Annotated in this window: 23 protein-coding genes, 1 pseudogene and 1 riboswitch; of the genes and pseudogenes, 13 read left to right on the forward strand and 11 right to left on the reverse strand. The window is 69.7% G+C overall.

Going from position 1 to position 22019, the window contains the following annotated elements; genetic code table 11:
- Together HYE82_RS00005 and HYE82_RS00010 are read left to right on the forward strand one after the other, a co-directional pair.
- The coding region (locus HYE82_RS00005; RefSeq protein WP_256986781.1) for a metallophosphoesterase at window positions 1–1025 on the forward strand (1025 nt) is incomplete at its 5' end.
- A gap of 150 nt (window positions 1026–1175) precedes the next feature.
- Entirely contained in the window at window positions 1176–2018 is an 843-nt protein-coding gene (locus HYE82_RS00010; RefSeq protein ID WP_179171780.1) for a hypothetical protein, read from the forward strand.
- On the opposite strand, the gene HYE82_RS00015 is transcribed toward HYE82_RS00010, so the two are convergent.
- The gene (locus HYE82_RS00015; protein WP_218782093.1) at window positions 2019–2825 is read right to left on the reverse strand and encodes a collagen-like protein; all 807 of its coding nucleotides are present in this window, start codon (window positions 2823–2825) and stop codon (window positions 2019–2021) included.
- A 260-nt stretch (window positions 2826–3085) separates the two neighbouring features.
- Between HYE82_RS00015 and HYE82_RS00020 the strand changes: the two genes are divergently transcribed.
- Complete coding sequence (locus HYE82_RS00020; protein ID WP_179171782.1) at window positions 3086–4192, forward strand: glycosyltransferase; 1107 nt, start codon at window positions 3086–3088, stop codon at window positions 4190–4192.
- A 41-nt stretch (window positions 4193–4233) separates the two neighbouring features.
- On the opposite strand, the gene HYE82_RS00025 is transcribed toward HYE82_RS00020, so the two are convergent.
- The 3 genes from HYE82_RS00025 to HYE82_RS00035 all read right to left on the reverse strand — a co-directional run bounded on the left by HYE82_RS00025 (window position 4234) and on the right by HYE82_RS00035 (window position 7525).
- A complete protein-coding gene (locus HYE82_RS00025) occupies window positions 4234–5283 on the reverse strand; it encodes an aldo/keto reductase (RefSeq protein ID WP_179171865.1) in 1050 nt (349 codons plus the stop codon).
- Window positions 5284–5424: 141 nt separating this feature from the next.
- The gene (locus HYE82_RS00030; protein WP_179171783.1) at window positions 5425–5559 is read right to left on the reverse strand and encodes a thiamine biosynthesis protein ThiC; all 135 of its coding nucleotides are present in this window, start codon (window positions 5557–5559) and stop codon (window positions 5425–5427) included.
- 367 nt (window positions 5560–5926) lie between these two features.
- Window positions 5927–7525, reverse strand: a complete 1599-nt coding sequence (locus HYE82_RS00035; RefSeq protein ID WP_179171784.1) for a DUF2142 domain-containing protein — start codon at window positions 7523–7525, stop codon at window positions 5927–5929.
- Window positions 7526–7604: 79 nt separating this feature from the next.
- On the opposite strand from HYE82_RS00035, the gene HYE82_RS00040 reads away from it, so the two are divergent.
- A complete protein-coding gene (locus HYE82_RS00040; RefSeq protein WP_179171785.1) occupies window positions 7605–8045 on the forward strand; it encodes a GtrA family protein in 441 nt (146 codons plus the stop codon).
- A gap of 609 nt (window positions 8046–8654) precedes the next feature.
- Window positions 8655–8849 (forward strand): annotated as a pseudogene (locus HYE82_RS00045) (transposase); the annotation flags it as partial.
- Between the two features lie 268 nt (window positions 8850–9117).
- Here the strand turns inward: HYE82_RS00045 and thiC are convergent.
- Window positions 9118–10914 (reverse strand): phosphomethylpyrimidine synthase ThiC, encoded by a 1797-nt coding sequence (gene thiC, locus HYE82_RS00050; RefSeq protein ID WP_218782094.1) that lies wholly within the window; start codon window positions 10912–10914, stop codon window positions 9118–9120.
- Window positions 10909–11054: riboswitch (TPP riboswitch) on the reverse strand. Its footprint overlaps the gene before it by 6 nt.
- 39 nt (window positions 11055–11093) lie before the next feature.
- Between thiC and HYE82_RS00055 the strand changes: the two genes are divergently transcribed.
- Window positions 11094–12515, forward strand: a complete 1422-nt coding sequence (locus HYE82_RS00055) for a YibE/F family protein (RefSeq protein WP_179171786.1) — start codon at window positions 11094–11096, stop codon at window positions 12513–12515.
- Window positions 12516–12524: 9 nt separating this feature from the next.
- Here the strand turns inward: HYE82_RS00055 and HYE82_RS00060 are convergent, their stop codons facing one another.
- The 4 genes from HYE82_RS00060 to HYE82_RS00075 form a co-directional block, all read right to left on the reverse strand.
- A complete protein-coding gene (locus tag HYE82_RS00060) occupies window positions 12525–12974 on the reverse strand; it encodes an SsgA family sporulation/cell division regulator (RefSeq protein ID WP_179171787.1) in 450 nt (149 codons plus the stop codon).
- Between the two features lie 97 nt (window positions 12975–13071).
- Window positions 13072–13818, reverse strand: coding sequence for a helix-turn-helix domain-containing protein (locus HYE82_RS00065; protein WP_309144142.1), 747 nt, complete (start codon window positions 13816–13818; stop codon window positions 13072–13074).
- A gap of 286 nt (window positions 13819–14104) precedes the next feature.
- On the reverse strand, window positions 14105–14332 hold the full coding sequence (locus tag HYE82_RS00070; RefSeq protein WP_179171789.1) for a DUF5326 family protein: 228 nt from the start codon (window positions 14330–14332) through the stop codon (window positions 14105–14107).
- Between the two features lie 160 nt (window positions 14333–14492).
- The gene (locus tag HYE82_RS00075; RefSeq protein WP_179171790.1) at window positions 14493–14810 is read right to left on the reverse strand and encodes a cupin domain-containing protein; all 318 of its coding nucleotides are present in this window, start codon (window positions 14808–14810) and stop codon (window positions 14493–14495) included.
- 84 nt (window positions 14811–14894) lie between these two features.
- Between HYE82_RS00075 and HYE82_RS00080 the strand changes: the two genes are divergently transcribed.
- The 5 genes from HYE82_RS00080 to HYE82_RS00100 all read left to right on the forward strand — a co-directional run bounded on the left by HYE82_RS00080 (window position 14895) and on the right by HYE82_RS00100 (window position 18434).
- Window positions 14895–15275, forward strand: a complete 381-nt coding sequence (locus HYE82_RS00080) for a phage holin family protein (protein ID WP_179171791.1) — start codon at window positions 14895–14897, stop codon at window positions 15273–15275.
- 11 nt (window positions 15276–15286) lie between these two features.
- Window positions 15287–15601, forward strand: coding sequence for a hypothetical protein (locus tag HYE82_RS00085; protein ID WP_179171792.1), 315 nt, complete (start codon window positions 15287–15289; stop codon window positions 15599–15601).
- A gap of 77 nt (window positions 15602–15678) precedes the next feature.
- Window positions 15679–16806: a cystathionine gamma-lyase gene (locus HYE82_RS00090; RefSeq protein ID WP_179171867.1), complete on the forward strand. Its 1128-nt coding sequence runs from the start codon at window positions 15679–15681 to the stop codon at window positions 16804–16806.
- Between the two features lie 179 nt (window positions 16807–16985).
- Window positions 16986–17894, forward strand: coding sequence for a LysR family transcriptional regulator (locus HYE82_RS00095; protein ID WP_179171793.1), 909 nt, complete (start codon window positions 16986–16988; stop codon window positions 17892–17894).
- A 60-nt stretch (window positions 17895–17954) separates the two neighbouring features.
- A complete protein-coding gene (locus HYE82_RS00100; RefSeq protein ID WP_179171794.1) occupies window positions 17955–18434 on the forward strand; it encodes an NUDIX domain-containing protein in 480 nt (159 codons plus the stop codon).
- Between the two features lie 33 nt (window positions 18435–18467).
- Here the strand turns inward: HYE82_RS00100 and HYE82_RS00105 are convergent, their stop codons facing one another.
- Together HYE82_RS00105 and HYE82_RS00110 are read right to left on the reverse strand one after the other, a co-directional pair.
- The gene (locus tag HYE82_RS00105) at window positions 18468–19652 is read right to left on the reverse strand and encodes a globin domain-containing protein (RefSeq protein ID WP_256986783.1); all 1185 of its coding nucleotides are present in this window, start codon (window positions 19650–19652) and stop codon (window positions 18468–18470) included.
- Window positions 19653–19793: 141 nt separating this feature from the next.
- Window positions 19794–20444: an HAD family phosphatase gene (locus HYE82_RS00110; RefSeq protein WP_179171796.1), complete on the reverse strand. Its 651-nt coding sequence runs from the start codon at window positions 20442–20444 to the stop codon at window positions 19794–19796.
- Between the two features lie 171 nt (window positions 20445–20615).
- Here HYE82_RS00110 and HYE82_RS00115 point away from each other — a divergent pair, with 171 nt between their 5' ends.
- Together HYE82_RS00115 and HYE82_RS00120 are read left to right on the forward strand one after the other, a co-directional pair.
- On the forward strand, window positions 20616–21500 hold the full coding sequence (locus HYE82_RS00115) for a GNAT family N-acetyltransferase (RefSeq protein WP_179171797.1): 885 nt from the start codon (window positions 20616–20618) through the stop codon (window positions 21498–21500).
- 14 nt (window positions 21501–21514) lie between these two features.
- Window positions 21515–21976 (forward strand): GNAT family N-acetyltransferase, encoded by a 462-nt coding sequence (locus HYE82_RS00120; RefSeq protein ID WP_179171798.1) that lies wholly within the window; start codon window positions 21515–21517, stop codon window positions 21974–21976.
- The last annotated feature ends 43 nt before the right edge of the window (window positions 21977–22019 follow it).

Raw genomic sequence — 22019 nt, forward strand, 5'->3', positions numbered from 1 at the left:
CCCCGGTCCCGCCCGCGCCGCCGGTCCCGCACGTCCCGCCGCAGCCGGGCGGGGGCATGCCGCCCGCGGACGACGACATGGATGGCTACACCCCGACCCAGCGCGACCTCCCGGTCATCCGCCCCGGCGACCTCGGCCGCCCCGGCGGGCCCGGTGACACCGTCCAGGTGCACTACGTCCCCCAGCCGGCGCCGAGCGGCCCCGGCCCGCTCTACGTCGTCGGCGACGTGCACGGCTACCTCGACGAACTCGTCGCGGAGCTCCAGGCACAGAGCATCATCGACGCCGACCTGCGGTGGTCCGCGGGGAACGCCCGCATCTGGTTCCTCGGCGACTTCACCGACCGCGGCCCCGACGGCATCGGTGTGATCGACCTCGTCATGCGGCTGTCCGCCGAGGCAGCCGCCGCCGGCGGCTATTGCAAGGCCCTCATGGGCAACCACGAGCTGCTGCTCATCGGCGCCAAGCGGTTCGGAGACACGCCCGTCCAGTCAGGCGCAGGCACCGCCACGTTCCAGGCGGCCTGGCTGCTCAACGGCGGCCAGCGCACCGACATGGAGCGGCTGGAAGACGTACACCTGCAGTGGATGTCGCGCCTGGACGCTGCCGTGCTGGAGGACGGTCACCTGCTGCTGCACTCCGACACCACCGCCTACCTCGACTACGGCGACTCCATCGAGGACGTCAACGACACCATCCACGAGCTGCTCAACCGCAACGACGCGGACATCACCTGGGACCTGTTCCGCAAGTTCACCAAGCGGTTCGCCTTCCGCGACGAGGAGACCGGCCCGCAGGCCGTACGCGAACTCCTCGACACCTACGGCGGCAGCCGCGTCGTGCACGGCCACAGCCCCATCCCGTACCTGCTCGGCGAGGTGGGCACCGAGGACGGCGACGGTGCCGGCGGCCCGGAGCTCGTCGACGGGCCCCACGTGTACGCGGACGGCCTCGCCATCGCGATGGACGGCGGCGTGACGATGGCGGGCAAACTGCTGGTCGTGCAACTCCCCCTGAACGACTGAGGCTTGTCAGAAGGGGGGTATTTTCGCGAAATCCCCTGTCACGGCGCGGCATGAGCCCTCTACCATCGCCCTATACGTAGCAGGCTCTCCTCCGTTTGTGCCGGCGCCCGGGTCTACGCGGGTGAACCGGCCCCCACGGAGCATCGGGGGATGCACATGAACAGCGCTCCGCACCTGCTGACCGAAGACCGGCCGGAGTTCGACCGGCTCCTCGACGAGGCGCTGCGCACCGCACACGAACGGCCCGGACTCGACGGGCTCGGCGAACGGCTGAACGCCGAACAACTGCGCATCATGGCCGTCGGGGCCAGCGCACTGCTGACCGCCGCGGCCACGGCCGAGTACGAGCACTACGTGAAGGTGCGCAGCGCGCAGCGCGAGGAGATCCGCTCCACCCCGAGGGCGGACTACCGGGACGGCGAACGGGAGGAGAGCGGCGGGGCCGGCATCACCGCCATGGTCGCGGTCCTCGCCCCGGTCCTGGCGGCCACCGCCATGGTGATCTTCCTGCTGGTGGGCTACATCCTGAAGGCCGTCGAGCCCGAACCGTCTTTCGCCGAAACGATGCTGACGGCGGGCTGGGTGTTCGGCGTCCTGACCGCTGTCACGCTCTTCGGCGCGGTGATCGCGCTGCTGGTGACGGCCGTGCGCAACCGGGCGACCGAAGTGGTGGCCCGGGACGAGGCCGAGGTCGCACCCGACGCGGTCGCGCTCGCGCGCGAGGCGTGGCGGAACGCCCTGCTGGAGCAGGGCATCCTGCCGTTCCTGCGCGAGGCCCTGGCGGAGCCTGCCGCGGACCCGGCCGCTGAGCCTGCCGCGGAGCCGGCGCAACCCGCCCCGCACACGCCGAAGGCCGGGCGCATCCCCCACCTGGGATACACCCGGCCCGACTTCACCAGTCCCGGACCCCATTCACAGGGGACCCGTCCCGGCTACACTCCTCCGGACTTCACCAGCCCGGACTTCGGCGGCCCGGACAGGGCCCCGGAATAGTCACTGCAGGCTGTTACGGGCGCCTCCGTGGGCAAGGTCGCCCTTCCACTGGATGCCCTTGCTGCGCAGCCCGACGTTCGGGTTCGGCCCGGGCAGCAGGAGCGTCCAGGCCTCGTCCCAGATGAAGTCAGTGCCCTCCACGTCACCGTGAGTCTGGTATACCTGACCATCCGTGGTCAGCACCTTGATGTACGCGTCATCGCCCTGAGCCTCGATGGAGATGGCGCAGGCCCGATTGACGGGGAAGTTCGGGTTGTCGTCGGCGTCGCTGATGTTCTGCCATACCGGCACGCCGCCGAGTGGGACTCCGCGGCCCGCGTACGCGACCCCGCCCACGAGCGCGGCGTGGAAGTCCTCATCGGCCGAGGGGGCGTAGCTGTCGATGTCGACGCACAACGACGGGCCCGTGGGGCCGGTGGCTCCCGTGGCGCCGGTGGCACCCGTCGCACCGGTCACGCCGGGGGCGCCCGTCGGACCGGTCGGGCCCGTCTTCCCCCTCGGGCCGGTGGGCCCCGTCTTGCCCTTCAGGCCCCTCGGACCCGTCGGCCCCCTCTCGCCCCTGCACTTGTCGTCGGCCGTCGGCTGCGCCGTCTCCGCCGGGTCCATCGCCTTCTTCGCCACGGTCGAACAGTGGTCGCCGCTGTCCGGAACCACCACGGACCCGCCGGGCTGCGGCGCTCCGACGGCCGCGGGGGCCGCCATGCCGGCCAGCACCAGCGCCACGGAGGCGAACGTGCCTCCGACCAGCCAGCCGGTCCGGCGGGGCAGCGGCCCCAAGGGAGATCGGGGCCTGTCCTCAGAACTCATGTACCACTCCTCGTGCGCACGGGATCGAATGCTTCCTCGAAGCCCGCACATTCGCGCAGACTCCGCGAGCAGCCATCCTGAAGAGCCGTTCCCTCCGCGTCGGCCCGGCTCGCCAGCCAGTCAGACGAACGGACCAGCATGCAGGGCCACATGGCCCTGTGCACGCCAGCCGCCCGGGGCCGCGGACCGGCGTGCCGCACGCGGCCCGAGCGGCCCCGTCCCTAGGGTCGGCGGCCGTGAAGCCGACCATTTGTCTCTGCATGATCGTGAAGAACGAGTCCGCCGTCATCGAGCGCTGCCTGGACTCAGTACGGGACCTCATCGACACCTGGGTCATCTCCGACACCGGATCCACCGACGGCACCCAGCAACTGATCCGCAACGCCCTGCGGGGCATCCCGGGCGAACTCCACGAGGAGCCCTGGAAGGACTTCGGGTACAACCGCAGCCTCAACATCGCACACGCCCGGGGCAAGGCCGACTACCTGCTCCTCCTCGACGCCGACCTGGTCCTGCGCCGTAGCGGCCCGCTGCCGCCGCTCACCGCGCAGTCGTACATGCTGCGGCACGAGGGGGACACCGAGTACCGGATCAAGCGTCTGGTCCGCGGTGACCTCCCCTGGCGGTACGAGGGCGTCACGCACGAGTACCTGACCTGCGACCGCCCCGACGAATACGACCAACGCCCCGGTATGCAGGAGAACCTCGACGCACTCGTCATCGAGGACTACGCCGACGGCGGCTCCCGGCACGACAAGTTCGAACGCGACGCACGCCTGCTCAGCGCCGAACTCGAACGGGACCCCGCGAACCACCGGACGGTCTTCTACCTCGCGCAGACCATGCGGGACATGGGGAACACCGCGGAAGCGATCCGGCTCTACGAGCGTCGCGCGGCCATGGGCGGCTGGGAGGAGGAGGTCTACTACGCGCTGCTCCAAGCCGGTGTCCTGAACGCGGATGCGGGCGACTGGCCTGCCGCAATGGACGCACTCACGCGCGCCTGGGAGTTCCGGCCCACGCGCCTGGAGGCCTGCTACGAACTCGCGTCACGGCTGCGGCTGCTGGGCCGGTACCACGCCGCGCATGCAATCACGCTGGCCGTCTTGGACCGGCCGGCCCCGGCGGACATCCTCTTCGTCCACCCGTGGGTCTACCGGTGGGGGCTGCTCTTCGAGCACTCCATCACCGCCTACTGGGTGGGGGACATGGACGCCTCGCTGCGCGCCTGCGACCGGCTGCTGGCTCTGCCCGACCTCCCCGAGAACTACCGGCGTCAGACCGAGACCAACCGCGGTTACGCCCTGGAGCGCGGCGGCTCGTCCATCCCGGTTTCACGTGAAACATCGCCCGCTGCGACGGTGTGACTCCCCAGACCCGGCCGGAAGTGTCGCCCCTGGCCGGGGCATCACCCGGCGGCGCGGTCCAGCAGCGGGCGGCGGCGCAGCGCGGCATCCGTCAGTGCCGGCGGTCGCCAGACCCCGTCCGGGTGGTAGAGGTTCGTCCCGGGAGGCACGATCTCGTCGATGCGGTCGAGCGCGGCGTCGTCAAGTACCAGCGAGATGCCCCCGACCAGCGATTCCAACTGCTCCATGGTCCGCGGTCCGATGATCACCGACGTGACGGCGGGGTGCGCGACCGGGAAGGCGACGGCCAGCTCGGGCAGGGTGCAGCCGATGCCGTCGGCGAGTTCGATGAACTTCTCCACGGCCTCGAGCTTCGCAAGGTTGCCGGGGATCGCCGGGTCGAAGCGCGCCGGCGTGCGTGCGGCCCGTCCCGAGGTCAGGTCGACGGGCTCGCCGAGGCGGTACCTGCCCGTCAGGAAGCCCGAGGCGAGCGGGCTCCAGGTCAGCACGCCCATCCCGTACCGCTGGGCAACCGGCAGGACATCGGCCTCGATGCGGCGCGCGAGGACCGAATAGGGCGGCTGCTCCGTCCGGAACTTCGGCAGCCCTCGCCGCTCGGCGCTGTGGTGCGCTTCGACGAGTTCCTCGGCGGGGAACGTCGAACAGCCGAAGGACCTGATCTTCCCCGCCCGCACCAGATCACCGAGGACCGACAGGGTCTCCTCGATGTCCGTCGTGTGGTCCGGGCGGTGCACCTGGTAGAGGTCGATCCATTCGGTGTCCAGGCGGCGCAGGCTGTCCTCGACGGCGCGCACGATCCAGCGCCGCGAGTTCCCGCTGCGGTTGCGGCCCTCCCCCATCTGGAAGTGGACTTTCGTCGCGAGCACGACGTCGTCGCGGCGGCCGCGGAGGGCCTTGCCCACGATTTCCTCGGACTCGCCGGCGGAGTACATGTCGGCGGTGTCGACGAAATTGATGCCCCGGTCGAGCGCGGCATGCACGATCCGCACGCATGCGTCGTGGTCCGGGTTCCCCGCCGCCCCGAACATCATGGTCCCGAGGCAGTGCGCACTGACCTCCATGCCGGTGCGGCCCAGACTGCGGTATCTCATGGTCATGGGGCGGCACTCTAGGAGTTGGAGCGCTCTCCAGCGCAAGCCCCGCACGGCCGGGGCAGCGGTCAGCCGGGCCCCGGGCCGGGCCCGCGACTCCCCCCATACGGGTCGCGGGGCCGGCCCGGCGGGCCCGGCACGTCAGTCGGCGATCGGCAGGTAGACCCGGTTGCCGGTCGCCGCGAACTCGGCGGACTTCGCCGCCATGCCCGCCTCGATCTCGTCCGCCTTCAGGTCGCCGCCGTGCTCGCGGCGAATGTCCTGGGAGATCTTCATCGAGCAGTACTTCAGCCCGAAACCAGCCCATCGGCGCCGACTTCAGCGCCTCCGTGTCAACGTTCTCCGCGCCGCAGCTGCTCTCACCAGTGGATCGCGGTCCTGCTCCACTCTTGGTCGTCCGACTCGGACAGCTCGTGCCTGAAGCAACGCCTGCGACCCCCACGAGTAGCGGACCGCGGTTTGCTCTGATGGCCCGCCGGCCAACTCGCCTCAAGGATGGAGAAGTGGCGACGGCCCTGGCGGGTGCTACATGGCCGCAACTTCAGCGCGGGCTCGTGTGCTGGCGAGGCGGTAGGAATCGACTCCCGTCTGGCGAACGGGTTGGCGACGGTGGCCCGCTTCGTCCTCCTCAAGCTGTGGGTCTTCAGGAGACGCTGAGCGCCACCGGTCGCGGCTCCGGAGCTGCCTCGGCCACTGTCGGGCAAGTGCTCGTCCAGGCCCACCACCCGAGCAGGGCGCAGCCGGCGGTGCCCACGAGCAGCGCGGTCGCCGATCCGGCCGGCGGGTGCCAGTTGCCGGCGAGCGGGTTGAGCGGAGTGTGCTGGAGCGACGAGCCGACTCCGGTCTGCCAGCGGATCATGGTGTACGCCAGGAAAGCCAATTGCAGCGGCAGTACCACCAGGGCGACGGTCCGGACCAACTTGGCGGAGCGCTCCTCGTCCAGCACCCCGCGGCGGCCGATCAGGTAGGCCGCCAGCAGCGGGACTCCGACCGTGACCGGCAGCAGGTAGCGGCCCTGGCCGCCGAAACCGTACTTGTGCGCCCCCACCGCGTCTGAGAGCGTGATCACACCGAACGGTACGATGAAGAGCGCGAACAGCCGCCCGCGGTCGCTCCACCGGCCGAAAGCGACTGCTGGCAGGATCAGGGCGCCCAGGACCAGGTACCACAGGTCGTAGGCTGTGCCCGGAAGATGGGTGTCCAGCCACGAAGGCACACCGATCATCTCGGTGAAATAGTTGGGCCAGCGCACTATCACCTCGTGCCGCAGCCCCTGAGCCAGGGTGACCTGTGGCTGCACGTTGACCGGGGCCATCTCGGACGCCTTCATCACCACGGTCCAGAGCGCCCCCGCCGCGCCGGTGACGAGGAGCGCGCCGGCCATCCACCAGACCGGGCGGAACCGCAGCAGGGCACGCAGCCGCTCCCGCTTGGCCGGGATCAGCATGATGCCGATCACCGCAGTGCACCAGACCGGCCCGAGGGCGCGGAGCGTCATGAGGACGCCGCCCGCGATGCCGATCTGGACCATCGCGGCCTGGCGCAGCGGCTGGTCCGGCTCCAGCACGGTGGGGACGAGCGCCGCGATCAGCGCCAGGCCGGCGGCGATCTCGACCCCGTTGGGGTTGACCGAGCCAGCGAGGTGGGCGGTGATCGGGGTTACCGCGGCAAGCACGCCGGCCGCCGCGACCCGGTGCCTGGTCCAGGCGACCATACTGTGCGCAGCAGAAGCCAGCAGCGCGGAGACCAGACCCGCGCTGATCAGACGGGCCAGAGTGACGCCCGACCAGTTCGGCCACAGCGCAAGCGGCCACCCGACTACGGCGTAGAAGATCGGGTTGTATCGTCCGGCTCGGGTGGCCACCTTCTCCACACGCTCGTCGCCACCGATCGGCTTGGCGCAGGCCGCAGACTTTCCGGCGTCGAAGGCCCAGCAGTTCTCCCTGACCAGCGAGACCGGGACGTGCTGGAAGGCGCCGGTGCCGCCACCCGCCGCCTCCGGCCTAGGCGCGAACTCACCGCGCGCCACACCGGCCGCCCGGATGATGTGCTGGGCCTCATCCGGGCTCGCATCGTACGGCGCGGCCAGGGCCCAGCCTGCGCACAGCAGGAAGAAGCCGATGAAGGCGGTCCACCAGGTGCGTTGGAACAGCAGACGGCTCGGGCGGTAAGCACCGCGTCGGCCGATTTCGCTCGTGGAGGGCGCAGGCAAGGACGTGACGGAGGTGGAGTATGAGGACACGCGCCCAACCTACCGGGCGCAAGAATCCAACTACTCAAACACTTGTAGGACGGTGCTTCGCAGCACGTACGATTCCCCCGTGACTTCACAGGAATCGCCCATATACGTGTCCGAACCCACCACCGCGAGAGGCGGCGTCGTGGGACTGCTGGGCCATAGCGCCGTACGATTCCTGGTCGCCGGTGTCACCAGCGCGACGGTGGACATGGGCCTGCTGTTCGTGCTGCACGGTCTCTTGCACCTGCCGCTGGCGCCGTCCACATTCACTGCGGTGCTGGCCGGCTTCGTCACCAACTTCCTGCTGAACCGGATATGGGCGTTCGAGAGCTCGTCAGCAGTCGGCAAACAGAGCCTGCGCTACATCGCGATGGCGGTCGGCAATTGGGTCGGCACAGTGCTACTGGTCGGCGGACTCGTCAAACTCGGGCTGTTCTACCTGCTGGCCCGCGCTCTCGTGCTGGTGGTTCTTTCGGTGGTAAACTATTTGGGCTACAAGCACTGGGTGTTCCGGGCCAAGTGACGACATGACCCGGCGGGATGTATGCGCTGCCGACAACTCCCGGGCCTGGTATTTCGGCCACCAGGAGCTGCGGCGCTTCGCCTCGTGGCCGCCGCTTCTGCTACGGCCGGCTCCCCATGATGACTAGCAGCCTGCGCCACTCGTCAGCACGTAAAAGGGCCCCATGGCGTCGACTGAGATGCCGGCCAGCCGCTCACAGTCTGCGTAGGAGCCCCGCAAGCCCACCCCGGTGAACTCGTCGATGGCTGTCGTGGTGTTGCCCCACGGAACCCGCTTCTGATGGCTCGCCGCAGCACCGCCGAGGGCACCCTCCACTTGATCGGGACTCATCCCGAACCTCAGGGGCTCCACACCAACATACGGCCCGGCAAGTAGTCTGCGCCCGTTCGTCGTCTCACTTCCCGATCCACGTACTCATGACCGCTGCCCCGTTCCGATCACTCACAGCGCCGAATGAACAGCCTACGGGCAGTGCTGGGGAGCTCCCCCCACTTCCCGGCACCGCGTCCCCACGGGCGATGGCGTCAGTCGGGACTGACACGAAAATGACCACCGGTGGTGGGTCAGGCTGTGATCGGTTCGAAGCGGATGGCCAGTCCGAGACAGCGCGAACATCCCGGCATCGAGGCCGTATGCCGCGACGGCTCGGCCACCTACCGAGGCCGTCCACCGCGCCCTTCCCGATGCGGTGCAGGTCAGCGACCGATGGCACCTGTGGCTCTATCTCTGCGACAAAATCCAGCTCGAGGTCCGCGCGCACGCCGACTGCTGGGCCACCAGCACCCGCCCCGCCCCGGCGGAGTCCTCGCCCTATGACAACGGCCGCACCGAAGGTGTCAACACCCGCACCAAACGGATCACGAGACTGATGCACGGACGCGCCGGATTCGACCTCTTCCGCTACCGCGTCCTCCTGCGCTGACGGACCCAGAGCGTCACCACCGACTAGGGGCCAGAGCCCTGCGATTGACAGACGCCGGACCGGCACCCATCTCGACCTCGGCCCGTTGACGAGCGACCGAGCGCCGCCCCGAGAGGCGAAAGCTCTCGGGGCGGCGCTCGGTGTGGTGTGTCAGTCGGCCAGCGGCAGGTAGATCCGGCCGCCCGAGGCGGCGAACTCCGCCGACTTCTTGAGCATGCCGTCGGCGATCTCGTCATCCGACGCGGCAGGCTCGTCGCCGCCGAACTGCTCTGTGATGCTTCTGCTGATCTTCATCGAGCAGAACTTCGGGCCGCACATGGAGCAGAAGTGCGCGGTCTTCGCCGGCTCGGCCGGGAGCGTCTCGTCGTGGAACTCGCGGGCCGTATCCGGGTCGAGGGCCAGGTTGAACTGGTCCTCCCAGCGGAACTCGAAGCGCGCGTCCGACAGGGCGTCGTCCCACTCCTGGGCGCCCGGGTGCCCCTTGGCCAGGTCCGCCGCGTGCGCGGCGATCTTGTACGTGATGACGCCGGTCTTGACGTCGTCACGGTTGGGCAGACCCAGGTGCTCCTTGGGTGTGACGTAGCAGAGCATCGCCGTGCCCCACCAGGCGATCATCGCGGCGCCGATGCCCGAGGTGATGTGGTCGTACGCCGGGGCGACGTCCGTGGTCAGCGGACCGAGCGTGTAGAACGGCGCCTCCTCGCAGATTTCCTGCTGGAGGTCGATGTTCTCCTTGATCTTGTGCATCGGAACGTGGCCCGGGCCCTCGATCATGGTCTGCACGTTGTGACTCTTGGCGATCTTGTTCAGTTCGCCCAGCGTCTTCAGCTCGGCGAACTGCGCCGCGTCGTTGGCGTCCGCGATCGAGCCGGGGCGCAGGCCGTCACCCAGCGAGTACGTCACGTCGTACGCTGCGAGGATCTCGCAGAGCTCCTCGAAGTTCGTGTAGAGGAAGTTCTCCTTGTGGTGCGCCAGGCACCACGCGGCCATGATCGAGCCACCGCGGGAGACGATGCCGGTCTTGCGGCGGGCAGTCAGCGGCACGTAGGGCAGCAGCACACCGGCGTGGACCGTCATGTAGTCAACGCCCTGCTCGGCCTGCTCGATGACGGTGTCCTTGTAGATCTCCCAGGTCAGCTCCTCGGCCTTGCCGTCGACCTTCTCCAGGGCCTGGTAGAGCGGCACGGTGCCGATCGGCACGGGGGAGTTGCGCAGCACCCACTCGCGGGTGGTGTGGATGTTGCGGCCGGTGGAGAGGTCCATGACCGTATCGGCACCCCAGCGGGTGGCCCAGGTCATCTTTTCGACCTCCTCCTCGATGGAGGAGGTGACCGCGGAGTTGCCGATGTTGGCGTTGACCTTCACCAGGAACCTCTTGCCGATGATCATCGGCTCGATCTCCGGGTGGTTCACGTTCGCGGGCAGGACGGCGCGTCCTGCGGCGAGCTCCTCGCGCACGACCTCCGGGGAGACGTTCTCGCGGATCGCGACGTACTCCATCTCCGGGGTGACCTCACCGCGGCGGGCGTACGCGAGCTGCGTGACGGCCTGGCCGCCACGGCCGCGGCGCGGCAGGCGCGGACGGCCGGGGAAGACCGCGTCGAGGTTCTTGAGGCCGCCGCGCGGCGAGGTGTGCTTGATGCCGTCGTCCTCGGGGCGCACGGGACGGCCCGCGTACTCCTCGGTGTCGCCGCGGCCGATGATCCAGTTCTCGCGCAGCGGCGGCAGGCCCCGTCGGACATCGGTCTCGATCTGCGGGTCGGTGTACGGACCGGATGTGTCGTAGAGCGTCACGTCCTTGCCGTTGGTGAGGTGGACCTGGCGAACCGGCACCCGGATGTCGGGGCGGGAGCCCGCCACGTAGCCCTTGTGCCAGCCCGGCTGGCGCTCGGTCCTGCCGTCGGCGTCCGGGCCGACGGCAGGCGTGCGTGCGTCCTGAATGGTCATGAGACCTGATCTCCCTACGCCGGCATTACCCGGTAACAGGTTCGGCGGTCGGCGCAGCCTCTTCCCGTACGCGCGTCGTGCCCGCGTACGGTGATCAGCGCCCTCTCAGCCCGGTGCTCCGAGCTCCCGCGTTGTGCAAAGGTGCCACCACGCTAGCGTCATCTGTGGCGTGCTGAACAGTGGGCCCCCTCAACTCTTGCGATGATCAGCTGGTGACGTCCTCGACACAGCCCCCCGACGAGCCCACCGAGCCCACGGGTCGCACCGGCCACGAACATGCCGACCACGACCACGGTCACGGGCACGGCCATTCCCACGGCCACGGGCCTGCGGCTCCCGTCTCGAAGCACCTGCGCAAGGTCATCGCGGCCGTGCTGATCCCCTTCGCCACGGCCGTGTTCGTCGGCATGGCGGTGCTCTGGCCGGGCGGCGCCCCCGCACACGAGCGCTCCGGTGTGGGCTTCGACCGCCAGACCGAGCAGGGCCGGGTCGTTCGGCTCGAACAGGTCGACTGCAAATCCGTGAACGCCTCGCAGGTGCCGCCGACGGCCAACCCCTCGACACCGGAAGGCCGCGAGGCACAGGCCGCGCAGACCGGCCAGTGCAAGAAGGCCACCGTCGAGGTCGGCACCGGCCGCGACAAGGGCCGCACCTTCATCGAGATCGTCCAGCCCGGGGCTCCCCGGCAGCTGGCGGACGGTCAGAAGGTAGTCGTGGCCTACGCGCCCGACGCGCCCCGCGACCTGCAGTACTCCGTGATCGACGTGAACCGCAAGATCCCGCTGGCGGTGCTGGCGGGAATCTTCGCCCTGGTGGTGGTCCTGGTGGGGCGGATGCGCGGCCTGTTCGCGCTGATCGCCCTCGTCATCAGCTTCGCCGTGCTGACCCTGTTCATCCTGCCGGCGATCCTGCAGGGCTCGAATCCGCTGGTCGTCGCGGTCATCGGGGCGAGTGCCATCATGCTGATCGCGCTCTACCTGTGCCACGGGCTGACCGCCCGCACCTCCGTCGCGGTCCTCGGCACGCTCGTCTCGCTGCTGCTGATCGGACTGCTGGGCTCGGTGTTCATCGACTGGGCGTTCCTCACCGGCAACACCGACGACAACACGGGGCTGATCCACGGGCTGTACCCGGACATCGACATGAGCGGTCTGCTGCTCGCCAGCATCATCATCGGATCGCTCGGCGTACTCGACGACGTGACGGTCACCCAGACCTCGGCGGTCTGGGAACTCCACCACGCGGACCCGGCGATGGGGCCGCGTTCCCTGTACCGCGCGGCCATCCGCATCGGCCGCGACCACATCGCGTCGGTGGTCAACACCCTCGTGCTGGCCTACGCGGGCGCGGCCCTGCCCCTGCTGCTGCTGTTCTCGATCGCGAACAGCAGTGTGGGCGCGGTGGCCAACAGCGAGCTCGTCGCGGTGGAGATCGTACGGACCCTCGTGGGCTCGATCGGCCTGGTGGCCTCGGTCCCGGTCACAACGGCGCTCGCAGCGCTCGTGGTGTCCGCCGACCGGCCGGCGGGCACGGCCGCTGCGACGGCGGCCCCGGGTGCCGGGCGCGGGAGCCGGGGCCGGGGCCGACGGCGCAAGCGCTGAGTCCGGCTGTCAGCCGGCGTTCTGCTCGTTCTGCCGGGACTCGGCGAAAATTCTGTCGAGCGCCTCGTCGAGGCTCATCTCGAAGTCGCCGAGGCTCCGCTCCTGACCGAGCGGAACCAGCCGGTCGGTGCGGTCGAGGAAAGCGACCAGGGGGGCTGCACCGGCCCGGAAGACGGCGCGGTCGCTGCCGACCTGGAGCCGGATGCGGACGTCGGACAGCTCCTCGGACGAGGCCGGGGCGATGTGGACGTCGCCTTCCCCACACGGCTTGTTGATGCCGTCGAGCAGGAGTTCCCGCCCGAACGCCCAGGTCACCGGCGCATCACCGGGAAGGTGGAAGGTAAGCCGCACTGCGTACGGGTCGCCGGCGTCGTACCGGAGCTCCACCGGGATCCGGAACGAGAGCTCCTCGGAAACGAGGAAGCTCATCATGACCTCTGCCTGTACCGACTCGCGCATTGCCTACCCCGCTGTTGTGGAAGTGGCCAGGAATGACCCCCCGGAACCCCCTTGACAAGACTGGTGGAAGCGCTAGCGGATCACAAGGAGTGAGTTTTCAGATACTGATAGAGAAGGAGAGGGAGCTCAACAGCGCGCCTACTTCACTCCGTAGTCGATCGACTGCACATGGCAGCCTTTCCTGCTGATGGAAAGGGAGAGAAATGGCCATCGTTGCGGCTGCGTCGCCGGCGGTGATCGGGATGGCGGCGCACACCGTGCCCAGCGCGTACTCCTGACGCTCGATCACGGGCTCCATGCGCCCCAGGGAACGGATCCTCTGCTCCAGGACTCGCTGGTCCCGCACGGTGTAAGGGGTGATGGCCTGAACGGGATGGCGATCGTAGTAGTCCCGGCGCGTCTCCTCGTCGAGCTGGGCCAACAGGCACTGCCCGACCGCGTGCGCGTGGCCGGTGGTCCGGAAGTCGGCCCACTCTTCGACGGCCGGATCGGCCGGGGTGTCCGACACGCCCACCACCTCGATCTCACCGTCACGGAAGACGGCGAAGTAGACGGGGGCCCCGACCGCATCGCGGAAGTGCGCGAGCGCATCGAGGATCATGGTGCGACGTTTCTGCTGCAACCCGCCGGCCGCCAGCCGTCCGGCCGCGGCCCCGAGAACGAAGACGCCGCCCTCTCGACGCAGGTATCCCTCATGCGTCAGCGTCCGCAGCAGGTGGTACGCGGTGGGCAGCGGGAGCCCGGCCTCGCGCGCCAGCTGCTTCGCCGGGGCTCCCCCGCTGTGGGAGCCGGCTGCTTCGAGCAGCCTCAGCGCCCGCTGTACCGAGCCGATCAGTGTCGGCACACCGGCATTGTGAACCGGAGACAAGGATTCACCCCCAGGCGTGGCGGCAGGCCGTGAAGCCCACCCGGCGGGGGCCGCCCCCGCGCATGCCGCGGTCCTGGGGCCGTGCTCGTTCCTGCGTGGCATGATCGCGGGGTCGGAGCGGTCGTACCGGCGTTCGCACCCAGGGGGACGGCGCAGACTGCACTCTAGCGACCGCGTCCCGCCCGGTGAGCTGCCCGGAGCCCCGCGTTAGGCCACCCGGGTTACTGCCCGGGCGGCCCGAACAGGGGACCGCGAATCCCCGCTACCACTCGCGCGACGACGACTTCGCGCTGCTACCACCGAACTTCTTCACCAGGAAGACCAGGCCGGCGACCAGACCGACGAAGAGCAGCAGCTTGAACGCGAACCCGATCAGGGCACCGAGGATGCTCGTGATGACGCCGCCGAAAACGAAGAGCACCAGAAGCGGGATCGCGACCCACTTCACCCACCAGGGCATGCCTGCCAATGTCGCCCGGATGCCGTCCATGTCCTCGCCTCTTCCTCTTCCGCGTCCCCGTCGGTGACGTCCGTTTTCCTGCCTCCGATGCTAGGAGCACGCACATGCGGACGGGGGCCCGCGAGCCCCCGGACTCCCCTGATCCTGCCCCTAGGGGGATCAGGGCTTCGACCCTCACCCGCGGCGGGGGTCATGCCTCCGGCGGGGAGAACACCACCAGCACCTTCAGGTCCTCGGAGATGTGGTGGAACTTGTGGGGCACGCCGGCCGGCACGTAGACGACGCTGCCGCGGGCCACCGTCGTCGTCTCCTCCCCGACCGTGATCGAGGCGCGGCCGCTGACCACGAAGTACACCTCGTCCTGGCGGTGGGGCTGCTGCGGATCGCTCTGGCCGGCGTCGAGTGCGTACAGCCCGACCGACATGTTCCGCTCGCGCAGGAACTGCAGGTAAGCGCCGTCGTTGGCGAGCCGCTCCGCTTCGAGCTCGTCCAGCCGGAAGGCCTTCATCGTTGTGCCCCTCGTGTTCTCGCGGTCCGGGATCGGCGGATCCGCCGATATACCACCTGGATCTTCTCTGCCACGATCAGACACATGACGAATTTCGTAGTCAAGACGCTGGCGAACGCGGCCGCCCTCGCCGTTGCCATCTGGCTGGTGTCGGGCATCACGCTCGACGACGGAAGCCCCCTGGGGCGCCGAACGCTGACGCTGGTCCTCGTCGCCCTGGTCTTCGGCCTGGTCAACCTCATCGTCAAGCCGGTGGTGAAGCTCTTCTCGCTGCCGCTGTTCGTCCTCACCCTCGGACTGTTCACCCTCGTCGTGAACGCGCTGATGCTGCTCCTGACGTCGTGGCTCGCCCAGCTGCTCGACCTCAGCTTCCACGTCGAGAACTTCTGGAGCGCGCTGCTCGGCGGCGTGATCATCTCCATCGTGTCCTGGGCCGTGAACCTGGCCCTGCCCGAGAAGAACTGAACGGAGCGGCGGTGTACCGCGTGTGCTTCGTCTGCACGGGCACCATATGCCGCTCTCCCATGGCCGAGTCCGCATTCCGCGCCTGTGTCACCGAGGCCGGACTCGCGCGCCTGGTCGAGGTGGACAGTGCCGGAACCGAGGACGCGGCTAAGGTCCGGCTGCTGCGGTCCTACGACCCGGCCGCGCCGGCCGGGGCCGACGTACCGGACCCCTACTACGGCTCCCTCGACGGGTTCGAGAAGTGCCTGCGGCTCGTCGAAGCGGCGCGCCCAGGCCTGCTGGAGGCCGTGGAGGAGGCCCTGAACCCGAAGGAGCACGTCCCGTGACCGACCGTACGAACGACCACGTCCCGGAAACGGTCCAGGAGACGGATCCGGCGACAGCAGCGGCGGCGGAAGCCGGAATGGGCGACGGCACCCGGGCCGTGCGCGCCGGGCTGCCAGCGCCGGTGAAGAACGAACCAGCCCTTCCCGGGCCCGTCTTCGCCGCCCATTTCCACCTCCCCGGCGACGTTGCCGGTCCCTACACCTACGGCAGGGACACCAACCCGACCTGGACCCTGCTGGAGCAGGCCATCGGGGAGCTGGAGGCGCCCGGACGGGAGGGAGTGGACACCGTCGTCTTCGCCTCCGGCATGGCCGCCATCTCCGCCGTCCTGTTCTCGCAGGCCCGCGCCGGCGACACCGTCGTCCTGCCCGACGACGGATACCAGGCGCTGCCGCTGGTCCGGGAACAGCTGGAGGCGTACGGGATCTTTGTCCGGACCGCCCCCACCGGCGGTGACGGCCAGCTCGCCGTCCTCGACGGAGCCCGGCTGCTGTGGATCGAGACGCCGTCCAACCCCGGGCTCGACGTGTGCGACGTACGGCGCCTGGTCGACACGGCCCGCGCGGGCGGCACTCTGGTCGCCGTCGACAACACCCTCGCCACCCCGCTCGGGCAGCGGCCTCTGGAGCTGGGGGCCGACTTCTCCGTGGCCAGCGGCACCAAGGGACTCACCGGCCACGGCGACCTCCTCCTCGGCTACGTCGTCTGCCGCGATGCGGAGCTCGCCGCCGGAATCCGCCGCTGGCGTAAGATCATCGGAGCGATCCCGGGGCCCATGGAGGCCTGGCTCGCCCACCGCTCCCTGGCCACCATCCAGCTGCGCGCCCAGCGCCAGTGGGCCAACGCCCTGGCCGTCACGGAAGCCCTGGCCGGCCGCTCCGAGGTGGCCGGGCTGCGCTACCCCGGCCTGGCCTCGGACCCGTCCCACGCCACGGCCGCCCGGCAGATGCGGGGATTCGGCTCGGTCGTCTCCTTCACCCTGCCCGACCGCGCGTTCGCCGAGCGGTTCCTGGCCGCGCTGCACCTCGTCGAGGACGCCACCAGCTTCGGCGGCGTGCGCTCCACGGCCGAGCGGCGCGGACGGTGGGGCGGCGACCCTGTCCCGGAGGGCTTCATCCGCTTCTCCGCCGGCGCCGAGGACACGGACGATCTGGTCACGGACGTGCTGCGCGCCCTTGACGCCGCGGGCGCGGACCGGGGCTGAGCCGCAGCCCGCGCGAAGGGCGGTCCGAGCCTCCCCCCTCCTGGCTCGGACCGCCCCGGGTTCCCGCGCGAAGAACCACGGACTCAAGGCTAGTTGACCCAGTGTCAGAGTCCAATCACGGTAACGACAGTGGCCTATCGACATATTTATAGTTGAAGGCCCACCGAGAGGGGCCTCTCATGGACCTGGCCCTGCTGCGCACCTTCGTCGCCGTACACCGGGCCGGCTCGTTCACCCGTGCCGCCGCACTCCTCGGGCTGTCCCAGCCCGCCGTCACCTCCCAGATCCGCACCCTCGAACGCCAGCTGGGGCGGCCTCTGTTCCACCGGCGGGCGCGCGGGGTCACCCCCACCGCTGTCGGGGACGAACTCGCCCACAAGGCCGCCCCGCACCTCGACGCACTCCTGCAGATCACCGAGGCCGAACGGGAGATTGCCGGAGCCGCGCGTACCCTGCACCTCGCCGGTCCCCCGGAGTTCCTGTGCCTGCGGGTCCTGCCCGCCCTCGCGCCCCTCGTCGGCCAGGGCCACACCCTGCGGACCACCCTGCGGACCGGAGCCGAGGAGACCCTCGACGAACTCGCCGCCGGCCATCACGACCTCGTCGTCACCACCGCCCGCCCGCGGGGCGAGCTTTTCACCGCCACCGCCCTGTGCGACGAGGAGCACGTACTGGTCGCCGCGCCCTACTGGGCAGCCCTGGTGGACCCGGACCGGCTCCGCGACAGCGGTCCCGCGACTCTCGACGGCATTCCGCTCGTCGAGGTCCACGAGAGCCTGCCGCTCGTCACCCGCTATTGGGCGGCCGTCTTCGAGACCCGGCCCGACAACCGACAGCCCGATGCCGCCACCGTGGTCGTGCCGGACTTGCGGGCCGTGCTCGAATGCGTCCGGGCCGGCGCCGGACTCGCCGTTCTGCCGCGCTACCTGTGCCAGAACGCCCTCGACAGCGGGCAGATCGTCGCCCTGCTGGAGCCCCCTGTGCCTCCTCTGCGGACCTGGTTCCTCGTCGTACGCACCGGAAGCCTCTCCCTGGCCCACCTCTCCCGTGCCCACGAGCGGCTGCTGCGTGCCGCCGCACAGTGGTAAGCATTCCGGTTCCGGCCCGTGGCGCGTTTCAGAGGCGCAGTCCTGGGCCACTCTTCTCCCATGACCGAACGTCCCGTGGTCAAACGCACCGCCCGCGCGATCCTGCTCGACGGTGACGACCTGATCCTCATCAAACGCACCAAGCCCGGCGTCGACCCCTACTGGGTGACCCCCGGCGGGGGAGTCGAGCCCTCGGACGAGACCGTCGTGGACGCCCTCCACCGGGAGGTCCACGAGGAACTCGGCGCCAAGATCACAGATGTGGTGCCCTGCTTCGTCGACACCGTCGAGCACATCGCCGACGGGGGTGTGACCGGCGTGAAGGTGCAGCACTTCTTCGTCTGCCGGCTCGCCTCGATGGACCCGGCCGAGCGGCACGGCCCCGAGGTGGACCAGCCGGAGGGGACGTACGAGATCGTGCGGGTGCCGTTCAGCCGGGTCGGCATCGCCGCCGTCCACCTCGTGCCCCTGTCCCTGCGCCACTACCTGGACGGCAACATCGAGGGTGTTCGTGCCATGCACGCTCCCGACCTGGGCTGATCCGGGCCTCTGGAAGGCGGGCGGCCGCCGGTGTCAGCCGGCGACACCCGCCAGCTCCTCGACTGCGTCATAGCGGATCCGATCGCGGGGAACGCCGATCCGCTCAAGCTCGCCCACACCGCTGCGGATCATCGCCGGCGGCCCCGAGACGAAGGCGTCGTACGAGCTCCACGGGCCGTGCCGGCCGACCGCGTGCGGCAGCTGCCCCTCCAGCCCCCCGCCGACCACCGGGCGTACCGACAGCCACGGGTGCGAGCGCTGGAGCCCCAACAGCGTGTCCTTGTCGTAAAGGTCCCCGTCCGTGCGCGCCCCGAAGAAGACCTCCACGGGGCGCCGTTCGCCGTGCACCGCCACGTCCTCGATCAACGCCCTGATCGGGGCGATGCCGGTTCCGCCGGCCAGGCACAACATCCCGTTGTCGGTGCTGTGGTCCACCACCATCGATCCGGCCGGCGGCCCGAGCCGCAGCACGTCGCCCGGGCGTGCATGGCGTACGAGGGCGTTGGAGACCCAGCCGGCCGGGACAGCCTTGACGTGGAAGGACAGCAGGCCGTCGGGACGCGGGGCCGAGGCGAACGAGTAGTGCCTCCAGACCCGCGGCCACCACGGGGTCTCCAGGCTCGTGTACTGGCCGGCCAGGAAGGTGTACGGCTGGTCGGGGCGAACGGTCAACACCGCGATGTCGGGTGTGCGCAGCTCGTGCGAGACCACCTCGGCGTGCCACCACGCCGGGGACTTCCGCTCGTCCTCAGCGGCAGCATCGATCATGATCTGGGAGATGGCGGTGTAGGCCCGCACCCATGCGGCTTGCGCCTGCGGCCCCCAGGTGTTCTGGGCGTACCGGGACAGCGCCCCGATGAGGGCCTCACCCACCACCGGGTAGTGGCCCGCGAGCGTGCCGTACTTGCGGTGTCCGGTGCCCAGCCGCTGCAGATAGGGCCTGAGGACCGCGGGGTTGTCGAGGTGTTCGGCTGCGGTGAGAAGCGCCTTCAGCAGCCTGTCGCGCTGGGCGTCCATCGCAGCAGGGAACATGCCCCGCACCTCCGGGTGCCCGGCAAACACCAGGGCGTAGAAGTACGAGGTCACCCGGTCTGCAATGGGTGCGATCTCCTCCAGGGTCCGGCGGATGAGTACCGCGTCCGGGGAGGGCTCGGCCTGACTGCCCGCGGACGGTATCCGGACCGTCCCTCTGGCCGATCTGGTGGGCGGAGCGTCCATGCGGTGCCTCGCTTCGAACATCTCGGTCGGTAAAGCAGGCCACGGCCTTTGAATCCGTGGTTCCGGGGCTCACAGACTGCCAGCCGACCCAGATACTCGCGGGGGAATGAAGAAATCCCCCGTTTCGAACCCACTTTCCTCTTAAGATGCCTCAACTCCCGGGCGTGCCGACGCAACGAGCTGGTATGCGTCACGCAGATCCCGTCCTTCGTAGATGTGTGTGGCACGCTCGGCCAGAGCGGGCCGGGCGTTGACCGCCACCGACACCGGAACCGCGTCGAAGAGCACCGCATCGGTCGCGGAGTCTCCGTAAGCCACGCAGTCCGCCCGGTCGAGCCCGAACCGGGAACACAGCCGGTCGGCCACGGTGACCTTGTCCTTCGGCGTCAGGATGCCGGTCACATCCACAGGCCGGGTGAAGGGGACCTCGGGGAACACCGAGCCGTGGGCGGCGTGTGCACCCCACTCCAGCAGCAGCTCCACGAAGAAGGACGGCGACAGCGAGATCACCGCGCAGTAGTCGCCCCGTTCCCGGATCTCCTGCCACACCTCCTGGATCCCGGCCAGCCACGGCGCGCCATCGAACGCCGCCCGAACATGCGCGGGCGTCAACTCGGCCCACAGGGCATGGGCCGCCACCGAGAACTCCTGGGGGCCGATCTCACGGGCTCCGAACGCTCGCTCCAACTCGGCGATCTCCGCGCCCAGGCCGAGCTGCCGAGAAAGCTCCACCGGCGCTGCCGTGCCGTACATCAAGGTGCCGTCGAGGTCGAAGAGGTGCAACAGCGTCATGGCAGTGCAGGCTAGCCGCTGGTTCCGCGTGGAACGGTCTGTTTCACGTGAAACTGCGGTTTGGTTTCACGTGAAACATCGTACGTTTCACGTGACACGTCAGACCGATCGGCGCCGAACATCGCCGGAATTTCCCTGGACGCGCACCCGTGCGTGATCCAATCTGGGCCGGTGACACCACCACACCTCACCGACCTGCCGATCCGTGCGCTGACGGTGGATGATCTCCGCTGCTGCGCCGACCTCTCCGAAGACCGCGGGTGGCCGCGCGAGGACCACAAGTGGGGCCTGCTCCTCGCCGCAGGCAAGGGCTACGGGGTCGACGCCCCCGACGGGCGGGGACTCGCCGCCGCCTGTGTCGTCACCTCCTACGGACACACCTACGGCAAGCCGCAGCTGGCTGCCATCGGGATGGTCCTCGTGGCCGACCGTTACGCCGGCCGGGGCCTGGGCCGCCGCCTGATGACGCACCTCTGCGACGGCACCCTCAAGGGCATCCCGCTCACCCTCCACGCCACGCCGTACGGCCGCCCCCTCTACGAGGAGCTCGGCTTCACCGCCACGGGCCAGGCCGAGATGCTCCGAGGCACCTTCCGCCCCGGCCCCGCGGCGGAGCGGGACAGCACCGCGGTCCGGCCCGCCGCCGCTGAGGACATCTCACGGATCGTCCACCTGGACGCCGAGGTGTTCGGCGCCGACCGGACCCACCTGATCACGCGGCTCCCGGCCTTCGCGGACCGACTCATGGTCGCCGAGGACCGCGCGGGCCACCTCACCGGTTACGCGGCGATCTGGCCCAACATGGAGACGCATGTGATCGGCCCATTGATCGCCCGTGACACGGCCTGCGCCCAGGCGCTCGTCATCGGCCTCGCCGCCACCACCAGCAGGCCCCTGCGCACGGATGTCGACGTCCGCCACGAGGAGTTCGCCGGCTGGCTCAAGGATCGGGGCCTGTCCTCCGTCGCCTTCAACGTGGTCATGACCCGTGACATCCCCGGACTGCCCGGTGACTGGACCCGGCGCTGGGCCCCGCTCACCGTGGCGGCCGGCTGAGCAAGGAGCGCCTCATGTACGACACCACCGACCTCACCATCCGTCCCGCGACCGAGGAGGACCTGCCGGCCATCGTCGCGATGCTGGCTGACGATCCCCTCGGCGCCACACGCGAATCCGCGGACGATCTCACGCCGTACCTCGCGGCGTACCGCCACCTGGCCGCGGACCCCTACCAGCATGTGGTCGTGGCGGTCCGCCAAGGGCGGGTCGTGGGCACGCTCCAGCTCACCATCGTCCGGGGGCTGTCCCGCAAGGGGGCCACGCGCTCCATCATCGAAGGCGTCCGCGTCCACGCCGACGAGCGGGGCAGCGGTCTGGGCACTCGTTTCATCGAATGGGCAATCGAGCAGTCCCGCCGGGAGAACTGCCAAATGGTCCAGCTCACCTCCGACGTGACCCGCACCGACGCCCACCGCTTCTACGAGCGACTCGGCTTCACGCCGTCCCACGTGGGCTTCAAGCTCGCTCTCTGATCGCTCACGGCGCTGAGCGGGGCAAGAAGCCGGCCCGGCGGTG

Origin of the sequence: Streptomyces sp. BR123, assembly GCF_013401435.1 — a bacterium.
Classification (GTDB): Bacteria; Actinomycetota; Actinomycetes; order Streptomycetales; family Streptomycetaceae; genus Streptomyces.